Here is a 15,612-nt window from a genome sequence, read left to right as displayed (position 1 = left end):
AATAACATCAATAATCTTAAAGGTATTAATAATGCGACGCGTTCGCGTTATAGCATAACGGCAAATAAACTTCCACATAAATCAGAGCCACCTACAATTATATTTTCATAGGCAAGTTCCGCTGTTCGGTACGATGTAGGCAAGGATCGCTAACGGCGGAAAAACATGGGGATTTATCGAGGGTGGCAGCAGACGGGATGTCTTTGTTTTCTCGTGCAGAGGCTTATCCGAGGAATGCTTTTCATCCCCTTCTATACCTCTGTGCTCCAACCGTACCGCCGGGTATGAGATTTAAGGGGAGGAAGGCGTGAAGGGACTTTGTACTGTTAATGTAGAACTGCAGGTTGTTTTAATAATTCTTTGTTTTACAAGTAATTTTAAATGAAATCTCTTCGACTGCATGGCCAGGGTTGATTTTAAAAACCCGTAGACTATAAAAGGAGGCATCAATATGGGTGCCGATAAGCCGATTGGAAACCACCTACTCGCCCTCCCGGGGAGGAGCCGATGTCATGGGCCGCCGGCATGAATGCGGGCCGACGCTTATGCATGCGTCACCCGAAATACAATTACCAACCGCCGCGGTCACTTTCCAACGCGCTGAATCACGTTAACAGGGAATGGAACTACAAACCTGCCGGGATTGTCAGTTATGGTGGAGTCTCGCGTGACAGCGCTCGACCCTCGTGCAAAAGCTCACTTTGACGACATTGAAGATAATGCCAATAGTGGAGGCTCGCAGTGCGGAATGTTGCTGGGCTATCTGATCATGACAAGAACCTTACCCCTAGTCCTCATCACCTGAGCTCGGGTACATCGTTGCTGAACGAATTGCATAAATGGGCACAGGCGCTGAAAACAATGAGGCAATTGAAACTCTTGATCGCATCATTATCCCGAGTCCAGCAATCGACCGACGCGCATTTTTTTATTCGTTTTCGCCTCGTATCCGCACAAATTCTTTGATTTTCATCCTTGACGGATTGTCACCGGACCTGGAATTATGATCAACTGTACTACCTTCGGCTGAGATGCCCCGGATCGGCCCCTTGCTCGCGTTATCTCGCGAGCATCATACCTCGCTGGTCATGGCGCGTGATGCCAAGCACGCCGCCAATGACAATGATGCGGCTGCCTGTGCGGCTGCCATCACCCGTATCGAAGCGCACTGGCACAACTTGATGGCTGCGCACGTCGACCAGGAGGAGCGGCTGATACGGATGGCGGCGGATACGCTCGACCCCGCATTGATGGCGCGTATTTTTGCTGATCATGCCGAACTGCGTACCCTCGCGGGGGGACCCTGTTCACTTGAGCCGGCGGCGCGCCTGCGCCGATTCGCTGACCTTACAATCGCGCATGTCCGGTATGAGGAACGCACATTTTTTCCACAACTGCAATCGCATCCCTGCGTTGCGGTCGCGTCCGCCACGACGCCTAGCCCAATCCAATCCAACCCATAAAGGTGATTCCGCATGAACTTTCCCGACTTCTATGAACAAGCCCCGGTTGTGCGTACCTACGATCCATTCGCCGCCATGCTTGGCGCGGCGCGCGACGGCCTCTTCGAATACCGCTATCTTGATGCGGTGCGCCTGGCAGGCCATTCCTGCCCCACTGTCGCCGGCGCGTTCCTGGTCGGACGCGCGGCACTGACCGCGCTCTATCCGGATGCCCCCGCCGAGCGTGGCGCCATTGCTGTACATATGCCCGCGCCGGAAAAAGAAGGCACTACCGGCGTCGTTGCCCAAGTGCTGACGCTACTCACCGGCGCCGCCGCCGATAATGGCTTTCACGGCATCCAGGGGCGCTTCAGACGGAGGGGATTACTGAGTTTTGCGGATCATCGCGAAGGGGAAGCCATTGCCTTCAAACGCCTCGACAATGGTGAAAGTGTCGCTGTCAGCCTCGATGTTTCCCCGGTTCCGGGAGATCCCGCCCAGGGAGCGCGTATGGCGGCCATTTTGCAAGATACGGCCGATGATTCCCAGCGGACTGCGTTCGCCGATGCCTGGCAGGACAGGGTGCGGCGCCTGCTGCTGGAGTTTGCCGACGATCCGCGCGTGATACGCGTCACCCCCGTGCAATAATCGACCGGATTTTCTCTTGCCTGAATGCGGTTACAGCGGGATGCCCCACCTGTTATTTGACTGACGAAGCCTTTCTTCTGGCCATGAAACCCATCAAACCCAGCCCCGCAAGCAGCATCGCGTAGGTTTCGGGTTCCGGCACGGCCGAGGCGACATACCAGGCGCTGCCGCCTTGCACCTCGGTGAGTCCTTGAACATGAACGGCGAAGTTGGCGATATCCGGTTCTACTGTATTTGTGAAGGTAGCAGTAAAAGACACCGACTCGTTAGCCGTCAAGCGTGACTGCGGGTCGGTAAAATCAAACCGGGTTTCATAAATTGGGGTTGGGCCAACTCCAGGGGAAATCGCGACAGGCGCGTCGCCCGAAATGTTTGAGATGGTAGGAACGAAATCATTCCCCGGCACATTATTGATCGCGACAGCACCGATGAATGCGCCTTGGGTAAAAATCGCGTCCAGGTCAAAAACGTTGAAGGTCACGTCATAAACATTCCCGCTATTATTCACGGTGAGCGATGCAAAGCTTTCGGCAGGAGCATAGTTACCCGATAACAGGTTTCCGTACTCGTAAGTCACCGCATTTGCGGACGTCGAGATCGCTAGCGCGGCGGTGGCTAAAAGTGGTTTTATCATTGTTACCTCTTAGTTGAATTCATCGCGCCGGTAACCGGTCATGGTTTGTATATCGTGTTTGGTTTTGGCGGGTTGGTTTTACTACACCTATCACACATAGCTTGGATTCCGGGTCAGGCCCGGAATGACGATTTATGGCTCTTACTGAATCCAATCTTTTATGTCGCCAGTCCCAGATCGGCCATGAAGGCGTTGGTAAAGGCTTGCCTCACCGCCGCGTTTTCCAGCAGGGTTTCGCGGCTCGCAATCCACTGATCGACGGCGGCATCACCATAGCGGTTGCGTACACGCTCCGGCGTCAGGAAGGAATTGTATTTGCCCCAGTGCAGCGTAAAGGGGATTCCCGCCGCATCCAGATCATTCCAGACCCGACTGTAGAACGCGCGTGTTTCCGGGGTGTTCACCGCATCCAGCTCCATGATCGCGGTCGTGTCGAAGCGGGTGAATCCCAGCGACGCCCTGGTGCCTTTGACGAAACGGTGCGAGAGGATCACCGGCAGGACCACATTTGAATCCTCATATGCCTTGAAAGCAATTTCCATTGCTTCGACCGCGCGCGCCACCGGCATTCCGACCCCGCAGGCCAGCGTCTTGCCCAAAGTCTTCTCGCCACGGAAGAGGTCGCGGATAAGGGCTTGCTTGAAGTAGGGCGCGAATTCCTGATTCACCTGGCTGTTCAGGAAGGGCACAGCCAGCTTGTTGAGGGGGCTGGGTATCCTGCCCACCAGCGTTCCCATGACATCGAGCCCCGAGGCACCCAGCCCGGGCTCGCCGGCGTTCCACTCCGGGGGCGTGTAGTTGTCCGGGTCGTAGGGTCCTTCATATATGATGAGAACGATCGCCTCGGCGGGAGGCGTGCCCTCGTTGGGATTGAAAAAAATCTCGAAGTGATAGGGCTTATCCCTGGGCACGGCGTTGGCCTCCGCCGGCAGGGGAACCAGGGTCGGGTCGCAAGCGGCGATCGCCGCCTTGAGCGTGGCATCGTAGGGATGCCGGAAGCGCACCGCATTGAGGAGGAACAGCTCGCGCGTTTCGATCATGATGCCGTGCAGGATCCCAAAAGAGCCGAAGCTCACGAGGGCGGCGTTGAACAGCGTGTCATCCTGTATGAAATCGGCGCCGATGCTTTCGGCGAAGGCGGGCAGCATGACTGGGGAAGACTTCCGTTCGAGATAGACGTGCTTGTCCGGTCCGGTGATGAGGTGCAAGCCAACCACCATTTCCTGCATGGCGCCGAATCGGTAGGCGCTACCATGCGTCCCTGTCGATAGCGCGCCGGCGATGGTCTGGCCGTTGTTGGAGCCGCAACCCTTGATCGACAGGCCGGCGGCAAAGAGATAGTCGTTCAGCGCGGCAACGGAGTTGCCGCACTCGACGAAGCGCAGTTTCGCGGCGTCTCCGGCATACGCTGCGTCGGTCAAGTCCGGCGGCACCTCGAACGCCAGGCGCAGAGCAGTGGTGTCGATCAGACGGCCATTCGTAACAGCGACCGTGCTCAGCGACCACAGGCTGCCGTGCGCGCGCAGCGACGCGCCATCCTGAATACAGGCCTGGATGATGCCCTGCAATTCCCCGGTCGCGTTGTTGTAGGTTTCGAAGGGCGGCTTCTCGCCCCGGTCGATATCAAAGGCGTATTCTCCCTCCAGCGCCTGTTCATAGGACTGGTGTCGTCCGGTTTCGAGCGTCTGCGGCCTGAAGAAACTGCGTCCGTCTCCATTGGGCATGATTTATTTCCTTATTCTTTCAGAATCGGTCTCAGGAAAGCTGCCGTGATCGCGGTCTTTTAGAAGGCGACGGAAGTATCCCGGGTCTCGTTGGGGGCGCCTTGCACCGGAAATAAACTTCCGTTGGCATCCATAGACCAAGGGTAACAACACCCGCGAGGTCATGCGCCAGAGTGCGATAGATGATAACGTCATTAATGCCCTGGCCCTCGCATTCGGCCGAGAGAACCTGCGGATCAAGCACCAGTCCCCAGAAGTAGGCATGCATGGTCTTCTTCAGATACCCCTCGGTATATCCCCTGGGCTGGATAGGATCCGAATCCGGCACCGTGATCTGGAAGCTGGCGCAGCCGGACAGGACCAGAAGGCCGGCCATGCTGGCGATAAGACATGTTGCGCGAAGACCTTTCATTATTTCGGGAACTATCCCCGTGGCGGAAGTCATTGCCGCTCTCCTTATTTTGCTATGTGCTATGGCAGGCGTCTGACGCTTGTTTGTCACCCGGATCATTGCAGTGCATTGGGAACCGGAGGTGTGGTGCCCGTTGTATAGTCTTTCTGCCTCTGGATCTCCCCGTTTACCGTGTAGACAGGGCATGGTTGCGAATGACCGGGCGCGGAAAGGGACCGTGTTGTTGTGATCTTGACCACGCGCTTCGGGGTTGCCCCTGTCGTTGCCTCCGCAGCCAGGTCAGGGGGATCGCACACGATATAACCATTGAATCGGTGGAGAGGCGTGCCCTGCGGCATGTAACTGCCGGGGAACCCCGACCCGCTATTCAATCCGGACATGCCATTCGCGGGTAACGGCACAGGCAGCACCACCAGCGGGCCGCCGGGATAGCCGGATGAACGGGCGGGAGGGAAGCTGTTTCCGGGGTATTGGGGAGAATGACCATGCGCCGGGGCTGCTCCCGGCGAGAGGAACGGGCTGTTCTGCGCCATATCCTGAGTCATCCCCACCGGACCGAAGCCCATGTTTGCATCCGCGTAGTTGACTTCCTGCGCCGAGATGTAACCTGAATGACCTGAATAAGCGGCCAAGCCGAGTACGATGAGCAATGCGGAATGTTTGGTCATTGCGCTTTCAGTTTATTCAAAAAATACCCAGGAATCAAACTCATGGTCTGTTGCAAACGATTATATACCAGCCCGCTTCTCCGCAATTATTTATAGCATTCGTCAAAGAGAAGTCAATGCAGGAAAAGGGCCGGATTGGCATTGTTTAGAAGCTGGCAACAAATCCCTTGACAAACGCCGGTAACGCTATATAATGCGAACCCATATTGTGCATTTCTATGCGCAGGACAATGTTTATACCGAACCCGCCCAGGCGGGTTTTTTATTGCCCGCCCATTTAAGCGGGTATTTTTTTGTCCGGTATTCCAAAACCCGCCGAGTGCGGGTTTTTTTACGACCGCCTGCCGCTTGCGGTTTTTTTTATGGCTGCCTGCTTTTGCGGGCTTTCTCGCCCGATCCGGGCGGATTTTTCATAGGCAACGCAAATGATCCCAGATAATCCATTAGGACGCGAGTTGATGGCGAGGCAGGTTGCGAGACAGTTTTGTCGGTTGGAAGAAGTCCATAGCCTGGTCTATGGACGCCGGGCAAGCGGCGAAAATGGCCGCAAACAGACCGTCAGCATTCGGGTAGGCTCGCAGAGCCGCCTAATGGATTATCTGGGATGATCACTCCAGCGATTACCGCAATCGTCATTGCCGTCCTCGCCGCGCTTGCGTTTGGCGGGGGATTTGCGCTGAGCGACTGGCGCATGGCCTCGCAGATACAGCGGCTCAATTCCAATAATGCAGTGTTATCGGCGGCAAACGATCAATGCGCTACCGATATTCAATCCGCGCGCATGGCGATGGAGACGCTGACCGCCACCACGGCCGCGAGGGAAAAAAACGCGGCCAGGGCAATGCAAGGCGCGGCAACGGCAGCGGCAAAGCGGACGGACAATGCTAAAAAAATACGCGCTCTTCCGCCGGTGGCGCCAGCGAAACAATGCGAAGCGCTCGCCGTCGAGCAAATAAGGTATGTGCAGAGCCGCCATCAAAATGACTAGATTGGCGCCATTCATGTGTTTTTTGGCCGGTTGCGCCGGCAAACCCGTCATTCAGACACAAGTCGTCGAAAAACCGGTTGCCGTCTTATGCCATGTGGAAACCCCCGCGGAGTGCAAGTCAGCCTATGCGATTGATCGCGTGTCTGTGAAGGACGATGTTCTTACCATCAATCGGGCTCTGAGAACCGAGATCGAGGAACGCTCGGCATGCGAGATTAAGCTGCTTGCGGCGGTAAAGGGATGCAACAGCTTGCCGCTGAAGGTCGAACCTAGTGATGTGCTTCGGTAATTGACCTGCTTTTTTTCAATTTTAGGTTAAATCATGAATGAACGTGAATTCTTGAGGCTGGCGGAAGTTACGGCGAGCGCAGGGCCGGCAGCCAAAAAAAGGGGTGCGCCGACAATCAAAACCCCTGAGCTGCTGGATGCAATCTGTGCCGGCATCTCGCTTGGTAAATCGGCGCGGACGATGTGTATCGAGGCCGGCATCAGCCAACGGGTTTTATGGAATTGGCTGGCGAGCGATGCGGAGCTTATGCGGCAATACCTGCGTGCCAAGGAGCTTTGTATCGACGCCTATGCGGAAGAAATCATTGAAATTTCGGACGACGGGTCGAAAGATACCTACACCGACGAAAAGGGGCGTGAGGTAATAGACCGGGAGGTTATCGCGCGTTCCCAGCTGCGCATCGATGCACGCAAATGGTATGCGTCAAGGCTGGCTCCGAAAAAATATGGGGATAAATTACTGAATGGAAACGACAGCGGCGATATCGGCAAGTCGGTCGTGCACCGGGTCGAGGTGGCCTTCGTTGCCACTGCCGCTGCCGACGCGGGCGCCGCAACCAAGTAATCACCCCATGTTTCCCGGCGTTTCCTAGCCGCATGGCCGCGCACAAGGCGGAATTTCCCCAAAAACTCCGGTTTTTATTCGAACCTGCAAGATACAAGATCTTATACGGGGGGCGTGGCGGCGCGAAGTCATGGGGTGCCGCCAGGGCTTTGCTGATCCAGGCCGCAGCCACGCCGCTGCGCATACTGTGCGCACGCGAGTTCCAGAATTCGATTGCCGAGTCGGTGCATCACCTGCTGCAAGCCCAGATCGCCGCTATCGGACTGCGATCATTTTACGAAGTGCAGAATAACGTCATTTTAGGGAGAAACGGTTCCGAGTTCTTATTCGCCGGGTTGCGCAACAATGTAACCAAAATAAAATCGTTCGAGGGCGTTGACCGGGTTTGGGTGGAGGAAGCGCAGACCGTCAGCAAATCCAGTTGGGAAACGCTCATACCGACTATCCGCAAAGATGGTTCGGAAATCTGGGTCACGTACAACCCGGAACTGGAAACCGACGAGACGCACCGGCGCTTTGTCATCAATCCACCGACGGATGCAGCGGTGGTAAAGATCAACTGGAACGACAATCCGTGGTTTCCGGAGACGCTGCTACGGGAAAAGGACGAGCTCAAGGCGCGTGATCCCGATGCCTACCAGAACGTGTGGGAAGGCCATTGCAGGGTAACGCTGGATGGCGCGATCTACGCCAGGGAGTTGAGGCTGGCACAGGAAGAGGGACGTATATGCAGCGTGCCTTACGATGCGGCGAGACTGGTGCATACGTTCTTTGATCTGGGCTGGGCCGATAACACCAGCATATGGTTTGCGCAATCCGTCGGCGGCGAGCTCCGGCTAATCGATTATTACTCCAACAACCAGATGCCCATTCAACATTATATTTCGGTGCTGCAGGACAAGGCATACCTGTACGGTACGGATTGGCTGCCGCACGACGCCCGTGCCAAGACTCTGGCGACGGGCCGCAGCGTGGAGGAAATCATGCTCGCCGCGGGACGCAAGGTGAGGATAGTGCCGAATCTATCCGTTTCCGACGGTATCAATGCCGCGCGAACGTTATTCAATCGTTGTTATTTTGATGCCGAGAGGTGTGCCGAAGGATTGCAGAGCTTGCGGCATTATCGATTCGATGTGGATCCTGATTCCAGGCAATTGAGCGGAAAGCCGTTGCATGACTACCACAGCCACGCGTCGGATGCCTTCAGGTATTTTGCCGTATCCACGGAAGACGATAAGCCCGCCGGCAGCGCGCGCGGGATCAGCATGAAAGGCTGGCGCGCATGATCCTAAATCCGGCAATTGACCGCTCATTTTTTAATTTAGCGCAATGACCCACAAAGGCTTCCTGAGTCACTTGACCTTCACCGATAAGGTGAGTTCGCTACAGGGCGGATTGCACGGTTTTTGCGGCACATGGCTGCGTTGCAACTTCTTGGAATGGAACAACCATTCCGCGTCGTTGCGCCTTGCCCTGCACCCCAAAAACCGCACCCTCCACCCTGCCCAACTGCCGGGTTTAGGATGATCGACTCTTCGGCCGGGGCGGACACATTGGCGGATATCGGGGCGGACATATCGATCGAGGCATACGACCGCATCAGCCGGGAGCTACGCAACCAGCCGAAATGGCGGCTCGACTCGGATACCGATTGCGACTATTACGATGGTGCGCAGACATCGGTAGAGGTAAACCAGCGTTTAAAAGACGCTGGCATTCCTCCCCAGGACTCGAATCTCATCAAGCCGACGATCAATGCGGTGCTGGGTATCGAGGCGCGCAGCCGCACGGATTACAAGATCACAGCCGATGATGAGCGGCAAGCCGAAATCGCCGAGGGACTCTCGGCAAAGATTAAAGAGGTCGAAACCGAATCCAGGGCGGATAGGGCCATATCCGATGCCTATTCAAGCATGATCCGCGCGGGTGTCGGATGGGTCGAGGTGTCACGCGAGTTTGATCCGCTCAAGTATCCGTACCGCGTGCGGGAAATCCATCGCAATGAAATCTGGTGGGACTGGACATCGAAAGAGCCGGACTTGTCCGACGCACGTTATTTGCGGCGGAATAAATGGGTTGACCGCGCGCAAGTTGCAAGAATGTTTCCGGACCAGACCGAGCTCATCGGCAACAGCTGGAACGGATGGAACAATCTGGACGTGTACGAAGGTTCCGATACGGGCATGGCGCGGGCGTACGAGATCGAGCAGGCGTGGGGACATAGCCAGGAAGATTATCTTAATCGCAGTTCCGGAATGGTTCGCCTCTCCGAGTTGTGGTACCGGCATTTTGAGGATGCATTTGTGCTGGTACTGCCTGAGGGCAAGGCAATTGAATACCGGGAAGACAACCCGTATCACCAGGCCGCGCTAGGCAGCGGCCTGGTGCACGTGCAGAAATCCCTGCTTCCTCGAACGCGGGTCGCGATCTGGCTGGGGCCGCATAAATTGATGGATGTCCCGACCCCGTTGCCGCACGGAAACTTCCCATATGTGCCCTTCTGGTGCTTTCGCAAGGACCGCAGCAGGACGCCGTATGGCCTGATTCGCGATATGCGCGGGCCGCAGGACCAGATCCTCGATCTGGATATTCTGCTGTACGAGGTCCTGAATTCGGTAAAAGTCGAAGTGGATAACGACGCGCTCGACCTCAGCCAGAACACGTATCAGGAAGTTGCGCACAATATCAGCAGTCTGCGGTCGATGACCGTGCTGAATTCGCAGCGCAGAAATGCCGGCGGATTCAGGGTGACGCGGGAACATGCACTGGCTGCGCAAGTATTTCAGCTGGTCGAGGAGCGCAAGCACAGGATTGAAGCCGTGAGCGGCGTGTACCGCGCGATGCTGGGTGCGTCGACGCAAGCCACCAGCGGTGTTGCCATCAACAACCTGGTGCAGCAGGGCTCCACAGTACTGGCCGAGCCCAATGATAACTTCCGCTATGCCCGGCGCCTGGTCGGGGAGCAGCTTCTGGCGTTCGTCAAATACGACATGCTGGGCAAACCCTCAGCTGTGGCGGTAAGGCAGGGCAACAAGCAAAAGACGGTGTATTTCAACCGCGAGGTGATGACGGATTCCGGCCCGGTGATCGAGAACGATATCGAGACCGCGCAGATCAGGGTTGTGCTGGAAGACATACCCGCCACGCCGAGTTTCAGGGCGCAGCAGTTGCAGGCGTTCACGCAGATTGTGCAGGCCGCACCCCCGGCATATCAGGCTGTTCTCTACCCAGCCATGCTGGAATTAACCGATGTGCCGAATCGGCATGAGTTGGCGGACCAGTTGCGCAAGGTGGGCAATATGATTCCCTCAATACCGCAGGAGGAAGCTGGGCAGGCGCAGCAGATGCAGCAGCAAGCTATTCAGCAGCAGATGAGCCAACTGGAAATGGCTCTGAAAGCGGCAGATGTGGAAAAGACTGAAGCGGAAACACTTAACCTCCGGCGCTCGCAAGACGGCGAAGATCAAGGTCAGGTTGCACAGTTGCGGCAGCAAATCGAAGCATTGAAAGCGCGGTTAGCTGACAAATCAGTGGAACTGGATTTAAAGGCGCGCGAGTTGGATATTGAGCAGGAGCGGATCGAGGTTACCGCGAAACTCAAGACGGAAAAAATCCTGATGGCTCATATAGAGCAAGCACGAAACAATATTTGAACAATACTTGAGGAGGAGATCGAATGAATGGCGAGTCTTAATAATAAAACCGTTCATAAGCGCAGTCAGTAGCGCCTAACTTCCAATTACCAATACTCACATGCCGGAAGGCTAATTGAATTTTCACAGATGGCGGAATTGAATATTTTAAGCCGTGATCCAGAGCACCTCAACAACTGATTGGCTTTCACTTTAAAGTTTTCACGCATCCGTCTTACAGGACTATGAGCAACAACCGGAGCATTCATTGAAATTTTATAGGAGTAAAAAATAATGTGGCCATTAGCATCTAGCGATACTACTTTAGTCATCCGGTCGGAAGTTTACGGCGTTGGCGTAACGGATGAAATCAATAATCAGTCTACAACGCCAACCTTAAAAAGGTTTGTGTCCGGGCTGAGCTCTCTGGTTATAGGATATGGTGACATGGGATCCGCTGCAGGCAAGGCAGTCTACGTTGTTTTCGATGCGCTGGACGATGCTGACGCCGCAACCAAACTGGGCGTCGCCACCAGCCGTGAGACAGTGTTCCTTGGCGAACGCAGGTCTTTTCAATTCGGTGCCGCCACGCCCTGCTACCGAGTAGATATTAAATCCCATACGGTCGAAACGGGTGCCAGCAAAATTGCCTTCAGTGGAAAGACATTGGTATGAAGCTAACCGAAAGAATGTCAAATTCCCTGCTCTCGTCGGGGTCACCTGCCTCTACACCGAGCCCCAAGTATATAGGCTACTGGCCCATGTCGATGTGGCTTACTCCGACCACATATGCTTTTCTGACTCAGGTTTCCACTTCAGCAGTGGATGCAACCAATAACTGGATTACAGGGTTTGCATCATCTACATGGGCGGTGGCAGGCACCCCCATTAAAGTGAGAAGCAGCGGCACCATACCAGGCGGGTTGTCAAACAGTGTTATGTATTATGCCGGTAAACCGACGGCTGATCGGTTGACGTTGCATCTGACTAAAACCGATGCCCTTGCGGGAAACGGTGTAGTTGACATCACACGCCAAGGCAGCGGAAACCTAACAGTTTACCCTGCCTACATCAAAGACTATTCCGGTCAGGGGAACGACCTGCTATACGGCCAAAGTACATTTGATACCGTGGCATTTGGTTCTTTTCCTTACATGTCCAGTTCGTCGAGTGGAAGTTTCGACGCGGTAGCAGGTCGTCTTGATTACACCACGCTTCGTAGAAGATTCGTGTGGCCTGCCGACACCTTTCTCTGTTTCTTTCGTGTCAGATTTGGAACGCTGGTTGCCGGCAGGTCATTTTTTGGAAATGGAACGAGTGGACTCACCCACGGCCCTAGGCTGCACGTTGCTTCGAGTGACGCGAGCAGATTAAGGCTACAAGTGGCGCATGCCGGGAGCGTCGTCACATCGATCAATTCCGCTGCCGAGGCTTGCTCCACAAACACCGAGCACCATATCGCTTTGGCCCTTGATGGGCCAAACGCAACAGCAGCTATCTGGATTGATGGGGATCGGGATTTCAATATCGGCGCTCTGAACCTATCTGCGGTGGCCGCGATGAACTTCACCACAGACCTGCGTTTCGGCGGGGCAGCGGCAAACAACGCCCATGCCGCAGGCTTCCGCGACTGTCACGCATTCGCGTGGACAGGTTCGCTACCTGGCAATATTGATGATCTGATTGCACGTGCCGCCGTGTCGAACTATCACAGATTTTCGAGAGGTGAAGTATGACAATCCTTTTCGATGGACGGTTTAACACTACACCGAATTTCAGTTTATACGATCGCATAGAGCGTAGTCCATTACCCTCGATCCCTCCCACGATTTCATCAAGCGAAGCGGGTTCTTATGAAATCGTGACTGACCCATTAGGGAGCGGATCGCCTGTCGCAAAACTTACTATGAAAAGCGCCCCGCTCGGGCGCTGCGAGATTCGTCCATTTGCGCGGGACATTGTAGCCGCAGGTCCAGACTATGGGGAGTTATGGTATGCATGGTGGGATTTGTTCCCCGCGGAATGGGTAGACGAGATACCAGGACCAGCTGATCCCGAAAGCAATCTTTTGAGCGGCTCGAAGGATATTATTGCGCAAGCTCACAGCGCAGACGACGTTACGGACCGGCCTCACTTTCCTCATTTCGCAATTTACGTTGAGGGCAAAAAGCTGAAGTTCCTGCGAACATGGGATACTGCTGCCCAGACTACTACCGCCGCACCTAATTTAACTGTTCACGGCTCATGGCCGCTCGAAAAAATGCGCTGGATCGAGTGGGTATTACATGTCAATTGGGCGGCAAGCTCCAATGGATTCTTTCATCTCTATAAGGATCGCAGGCTGGTATACAGCGAAACAAATGCGCCCAACACATATAATGATGCTGAGGGACCCTTTTTCAAATGCGGTTTCTATAAATTTTTTAGTTCACTCTCTCCGGCCGTCCGCATGCGCTATAGCAAGGGCGTGGTGATTGGCGACAGTACATCGTCTTACCTTGAAGTAACCGGTCATTCCGCACTCGAGACCGCTACGATTCGACGCGTAAGCTGATGTAATCTATAAACGAGTTATTTGACTGACCCGGCAGTTTCGGGGGAAATCCCAAGCCGCTTTGAGACGGCTTGGCGTTGTCCTGTGTAGCGGCAATAAAAAGAGAATGTTTTTTTTATCAACCGCGATACCGGCAACGGGATCGAAAACCACATCGCCACCGCACAGGTCAAGGTAAATGCTTGAGGACACCCGGCCGCCGAGCTTCGGCCGGGCAGCTCAAGCCTTCTCGTAAATAGTACTAGTCACGTTGTCGCAGTATGCCGACAAATCGGCGGCTGAGAAATTGGCGATGGCTCATGCAAGATATAAGGTTTATATGATTCGATTACTATTTGACAAAACAGTTGGCGGAACGCGGCACGGTGAGGGCGTAATGCTCGATCTTGGCACCGTGATTGAGTCGCAGTTAATTGCCTCGGGCGATGCGGCGAGCGCGAATCTGGAGATGTTGCACCCATACTATCATTTCCACGGCTTCGCCGGCGATCAGGCCTCGGACGACAGCGTTTTCTACGATAAATCTGGTATTAATCACGCGGTACGAGGAGCCAATCTGTCCGTCTCGCAACTCTGGACAACTGTGCCCGGCTACGCTTCGACAATCGACCCGGCCCCCAGTCTGGCCGATTCTGTTCTTCGCATACCCGCGATCAACTTTGACTATTCTGGCGGTGAGAAGCTCATTGTCTGGATGCTCGGTAAATGGACGCCAGAGGGCAGCGACACAGGTATGATCGGAGATGGGTACAATACCTTGCCGGGACAACGTGGCTGGCAGATACGAGTAATGGCCAGCGGCAAACTTCAGCCGGTACTGCGCGGAGCTACTTCCGGATTTGGCGGAGTTTTAATTTCGACGCCGTTTAATGGCACATTACGGGACTTCGGGGTTGTCCTCGATGGACAGGCTAAAAAGTATTGTGTCTGGGTTGACGGTGCTGTTGACCCATTTTTCAGTTCAGCCTATTTGACATTCTCAAACGGTGCGGACTTCGATACACGGAGTACGAATACGGTCAATATTGGGTCTGTCACCCCGGCACCCGGAGACACGACCGGAATCGCCACAAGTATACGGGCATGTGTAATCCTAAGGCTTCCCGCATCGTACCCCGTTCCGACTCTAGCAAGCATGACAGTCGTGTTCAAGCAACTCAGGGCGAACCCCGGCAAGCTGCTTCTGGCGAGCGCATTCTAATGACGCTCTTGGCTAGCCATCCGCTGTCTACGACTTTCGCGGGCGTATTCAGCTTGCAGACACTGGGATCGGGGTATTTCAACGACTCAGCGCTTTTGGGAGTTCCAGGCAGGCTTGATCTGGCTAACGGTGCGGCAAAGTGCACAGTGAAAGATACGGATCCTGATACCTACGGCGGGCGTCGTACTGAGATGACATTCAGTCATCAACTCGATCCGACGGGCGAGCGTTGGTATACATGGAAGTTTATGATTCCGCCGTCATGGCCCACCAGTACAGCCTGCGCAATCATGCAGATTCACGAGACAACCAATGCGGGAGCTCCCACTCCCGCACCGCAATTTCTGCTGACGTTCGAGGGTAACCATCTCGTTACCAGGGTTCCGGTAGATGTTCTTGCACCTGGAAATTCATCGTACCGATCGGCGGACTGTCCGTTCGAGTTTGATCGCTGGTATTCCATGTGCTTCCATGCTAACTGGCAGCGTGATTCCACTGGTTTTTGGGAACTGTTCGTGGACAGGGTGCCAATGTTCAAGCGGTACGGATTCGCAAATGCTTATGACGATGTTGTCGGCGCATATCTCAAATTGGGCATCTACGACTACAACAAGGCCGTTGGCACGAAGACCATGTATGTTAGGGATGTAAATATTTGGTCTGGCAATGACGGCTATCAGACGGTAATGGGCGGGGTACCTTTGGCGCCGGCAAGAACGCTACAGCTGTAACTTACTATATAGATCAAAGCACAAGCCGCTAGGAGCAATCCTGAGCGGCTTTTTTATTACAAATTCGAACTTTTGGAAAATCCCCAATAGCTTAGAAGCGCGCTCACGGCGATACCGCAGTTTTA

The 15,612-nt window shown here is 54.7% G+C and carries 18 protein-coding genes; 14 read left to right on the top strand and 4 right to left on the bottom strand.

Annotated features, from left to right (window positions below):
• Positions 1-507 precede the first annotated feature (507 nt).
• The 3 genes from BLP45_RS14900 (at position 508) to BLP45_RS05435 (ending at position 2,090) form a co-directional block, all read left to right on the top strand.
• Complete coding sequence (locus BLP45_RS14900; protein WP_371128732.1) at positions 508-705, top strand: NAD(P)H-dependent oxidoreductase; 198 nt, start codon at positions 508-510, stop codon at positions 703-705.
• A 344-nt stretch (positions 706-1,049) separates the two neighbouring features.
• Positions 1,050-1,463, top strand: coding sequence for a hemerythrin domain-containing protein (locus tag BLP45_RS05440; RefSeq protein ID WP_256327701.1), 414 nt, complete (start codon positions 1,050-1,052; stop codon positions 1,461-1,463).
• Positions 1,464-1,475: 12 nt separating this feature from the next.
• On the top strand, positions 1,476-2,090 hold the full coding sequence (locus BLP45_RS05435) for a hypothetical protein (RefSeq protein ID WP_090370587.1): 615 nt from the start codon (positions 1,476-1,478) through the stop codon (positions 2,088-2,090).
• A gap of 52 nt (positions 2,091-2,142) precedes the next feature.
• On the opposite strand, the gene BLP45_RS05430 is transcribed toward BLP45_RS05435, so the two are convergent.
• The 4 genes from BLP45_RS05430 to BLP45_RS05415 form a co-directional block, all read right to left on the bottom strand.
• On the bottom strand, positions 2,143-2,724 hold the full coding sequence (locus BLP45_RS05430) for an FxDxF family PEP-CTERM protein (protein ID WP_090370585.1): 582 nt from the start codon (positions 2,722-2,724) through the stop codon (positions 2,143-2,145).
• A gap of 158 nt (positions 2,725-2,882) precedes the next feature.
• Complete coding sequence (locus BLP45_RS05425; protein ID WP_090370583.1) at positions 2,883-4,448, bottom strand: FAD-binding protein; 1,566 nt, start codon at positions 4,446-4,448, stop codon at positions 2,883-2,885.
• Positions 4,449-4,479: 31 nt separating this feature from the next.
• Positions 4,480-4,893, bottom strand: a complete 414-nt coding sequence (locus BLP45_RS05420; protein WP_090370582.1) for a Bor/Iss family lipoprotein — start codon at positions 4,891-4,893, stop codon at positions 4,480-4,482.
• A gap of 62 nt (positions 4,894-4,955) precedes the next feature.
• Positions 4,956-5,528 carry a hypothetical protein gene (locus BLP45_RS05415; protein WP_090370580.1) on the bottom strand — a complete coding sequence of 191 codons (573 nt, stop codon included), beginning with the start codon at positions 5,526-5,528 and terminating at the stop codon, positions 4,956-4,958.
• Positions 5,529-5,953: 425 nt separating this feature from the next.
• On the opposite strand from BLP45_RS05415, the gene BLP45_RS05405 reads away from it, so the two are divergent.
• From BLP45_RS05405 to BLP45_RS05355, 11 genes are all read left to right on the top strand, one after another.
• Positions 5,954-6,136, top strand: coding sequence for a hypothetical protein (locus BLP45_RS05405; RefSeq protein ID WP_090370576.1), 183 nt, complete (start codon positions 5,954-5,956; stop codon positions 6,134-6,136).
• Positions 6,133-6,516 (top strand): hypothetical protein, encoded by a 384-nt coding sequence (locus BLP45_RS05400; RefSeq protein WP_090370574.1) that lies wholly within the window; start codon positions 6,133-6,135, stop codon positions 6,514-6,516. Before BLP45_RS05405 ends, BLP45_RS05400 begins: the two co-directional genes overlap by 4 nt.
• Positions 6,509-6,805, top strand: a complete 297-nt coding sequence (locus BLP45_RS05395) for a hypothetical protein (protein WP_143002404.1) — start codon at positions 6,509-6,511, stop codon at positions 6,803-6,805. Before BLP45_RS05400 ends, BLP45_RS05395 begins: the two co-directional genes overlap by 8 nt.
• A gap of 33 nt (positions 6,806-6,838) precedes the next feature.
• Positions 6,839-7,369, top strand: a complete 531-nt coding sequence (locus tag BLP45_RS05390; protein ID WP_256327700.1) for a terminase small subunit-like protein — start codon at positions 6,839-6,841, stop codon at positions 7,367-7,369.
• A 32-nt stretch (positions 7,370-7,401) separates the two neighbouring features.
• Positions 7,402-8,655: a PBSX family phage terminase large subunit gene (locus tag BLP45_RS05385; protein ID WP_090370571.1), complete on the top strand. Its 1,254-nt coding sequence runs from the start codon at positions 7,402-7,404 to the stop codon at positions 8,653-8,655.
• 237 nt (positions 8,656-8,892) lie between these two features.
• Positions 8,893-11,022, top strand: coding sequence for a portal protein (locus tag BLP45_RS05380; RefSeq protein WP_256327699.1), 2,130 nt, complete (start codon positions 8,893-8,895; stop codon positions 11,020-11,022).
• 426 nt (positions 11,023-11,448) lie between these two features.
• Positions 11,449-11,676, top strand: coding sequence for a hypothetical protein (locus BLP45_RS05375; RefSeq protein WP_090370569.1), 228 nt, complete (start codon positions 11,449-11,451; stop codon positions 11,674-11,676).
• Positions 11,677-11,762: 86 nt separating this feature from the next.
• Positions 11,763-12,737 (top strand): hypothetical protein, encoded by a 975-nt coding sequence (locus BLP45_RS05370; RefSeq protein WP_143002403.1) that lies wholly within the window; start codon positions 11,763-11,765, stop codon positions 12,735-12,737.
• Positions 12,734-13,555, top strand: coding sequence for a heparin lyase I family protein (locus BLP45_RS05365; RefSeq protein ID WP_090370565.1), 822 nt, complete (start codon positions 12,734-12,736; stop codon positions 13,553-13,555). The genes BLP45_RS05370 and BLP45_RS05365 overlap by 4 nt, the downstream gene beginning before the upstream one ends.
• A 319-nt stretch (positions 13,556-13,874) precedes the next feature.
• On the top strand, positions 13,875-14,756 hold the full coding sequence (locus BLP45_RS05360; RefSeq protein ID WP_090370930.1) for a hypothetical protein: 882 nt from the start codon (positions 13,875-13,877) through the stop codon (positions 14,754-14,756).
• A complete protein-coding gene (locus BLP45_RS05355) occupies positions 14,756-15,487 on the top strand; it encodes a heparin lyase I family protein (protein ID WP_090370563.1) in 732 nt (243 codons plus the stop codon). Before BLP45_RS05360 ends, BLP45_RS05355 begins: the two co-directional genes overlap by 1 nt.
• Positions 15,488-15,612 lie beyond the last annotated feature (125 nt).

Origin of the sequence: Nitrosospira sp. Nl5 (genome assembly GCF_900102495.1) — a bacterium.
Lineage (GTDB): Bacteria > Pseudomonadota > Gammaproteobacteria > Burkholderiales > Nitrosomonadaceae > Nitrosospira.
Note: the sequence above shows the minus strand (reverse complement) of the source record. Positions and strands in the feature narration are given on the sequence as shown.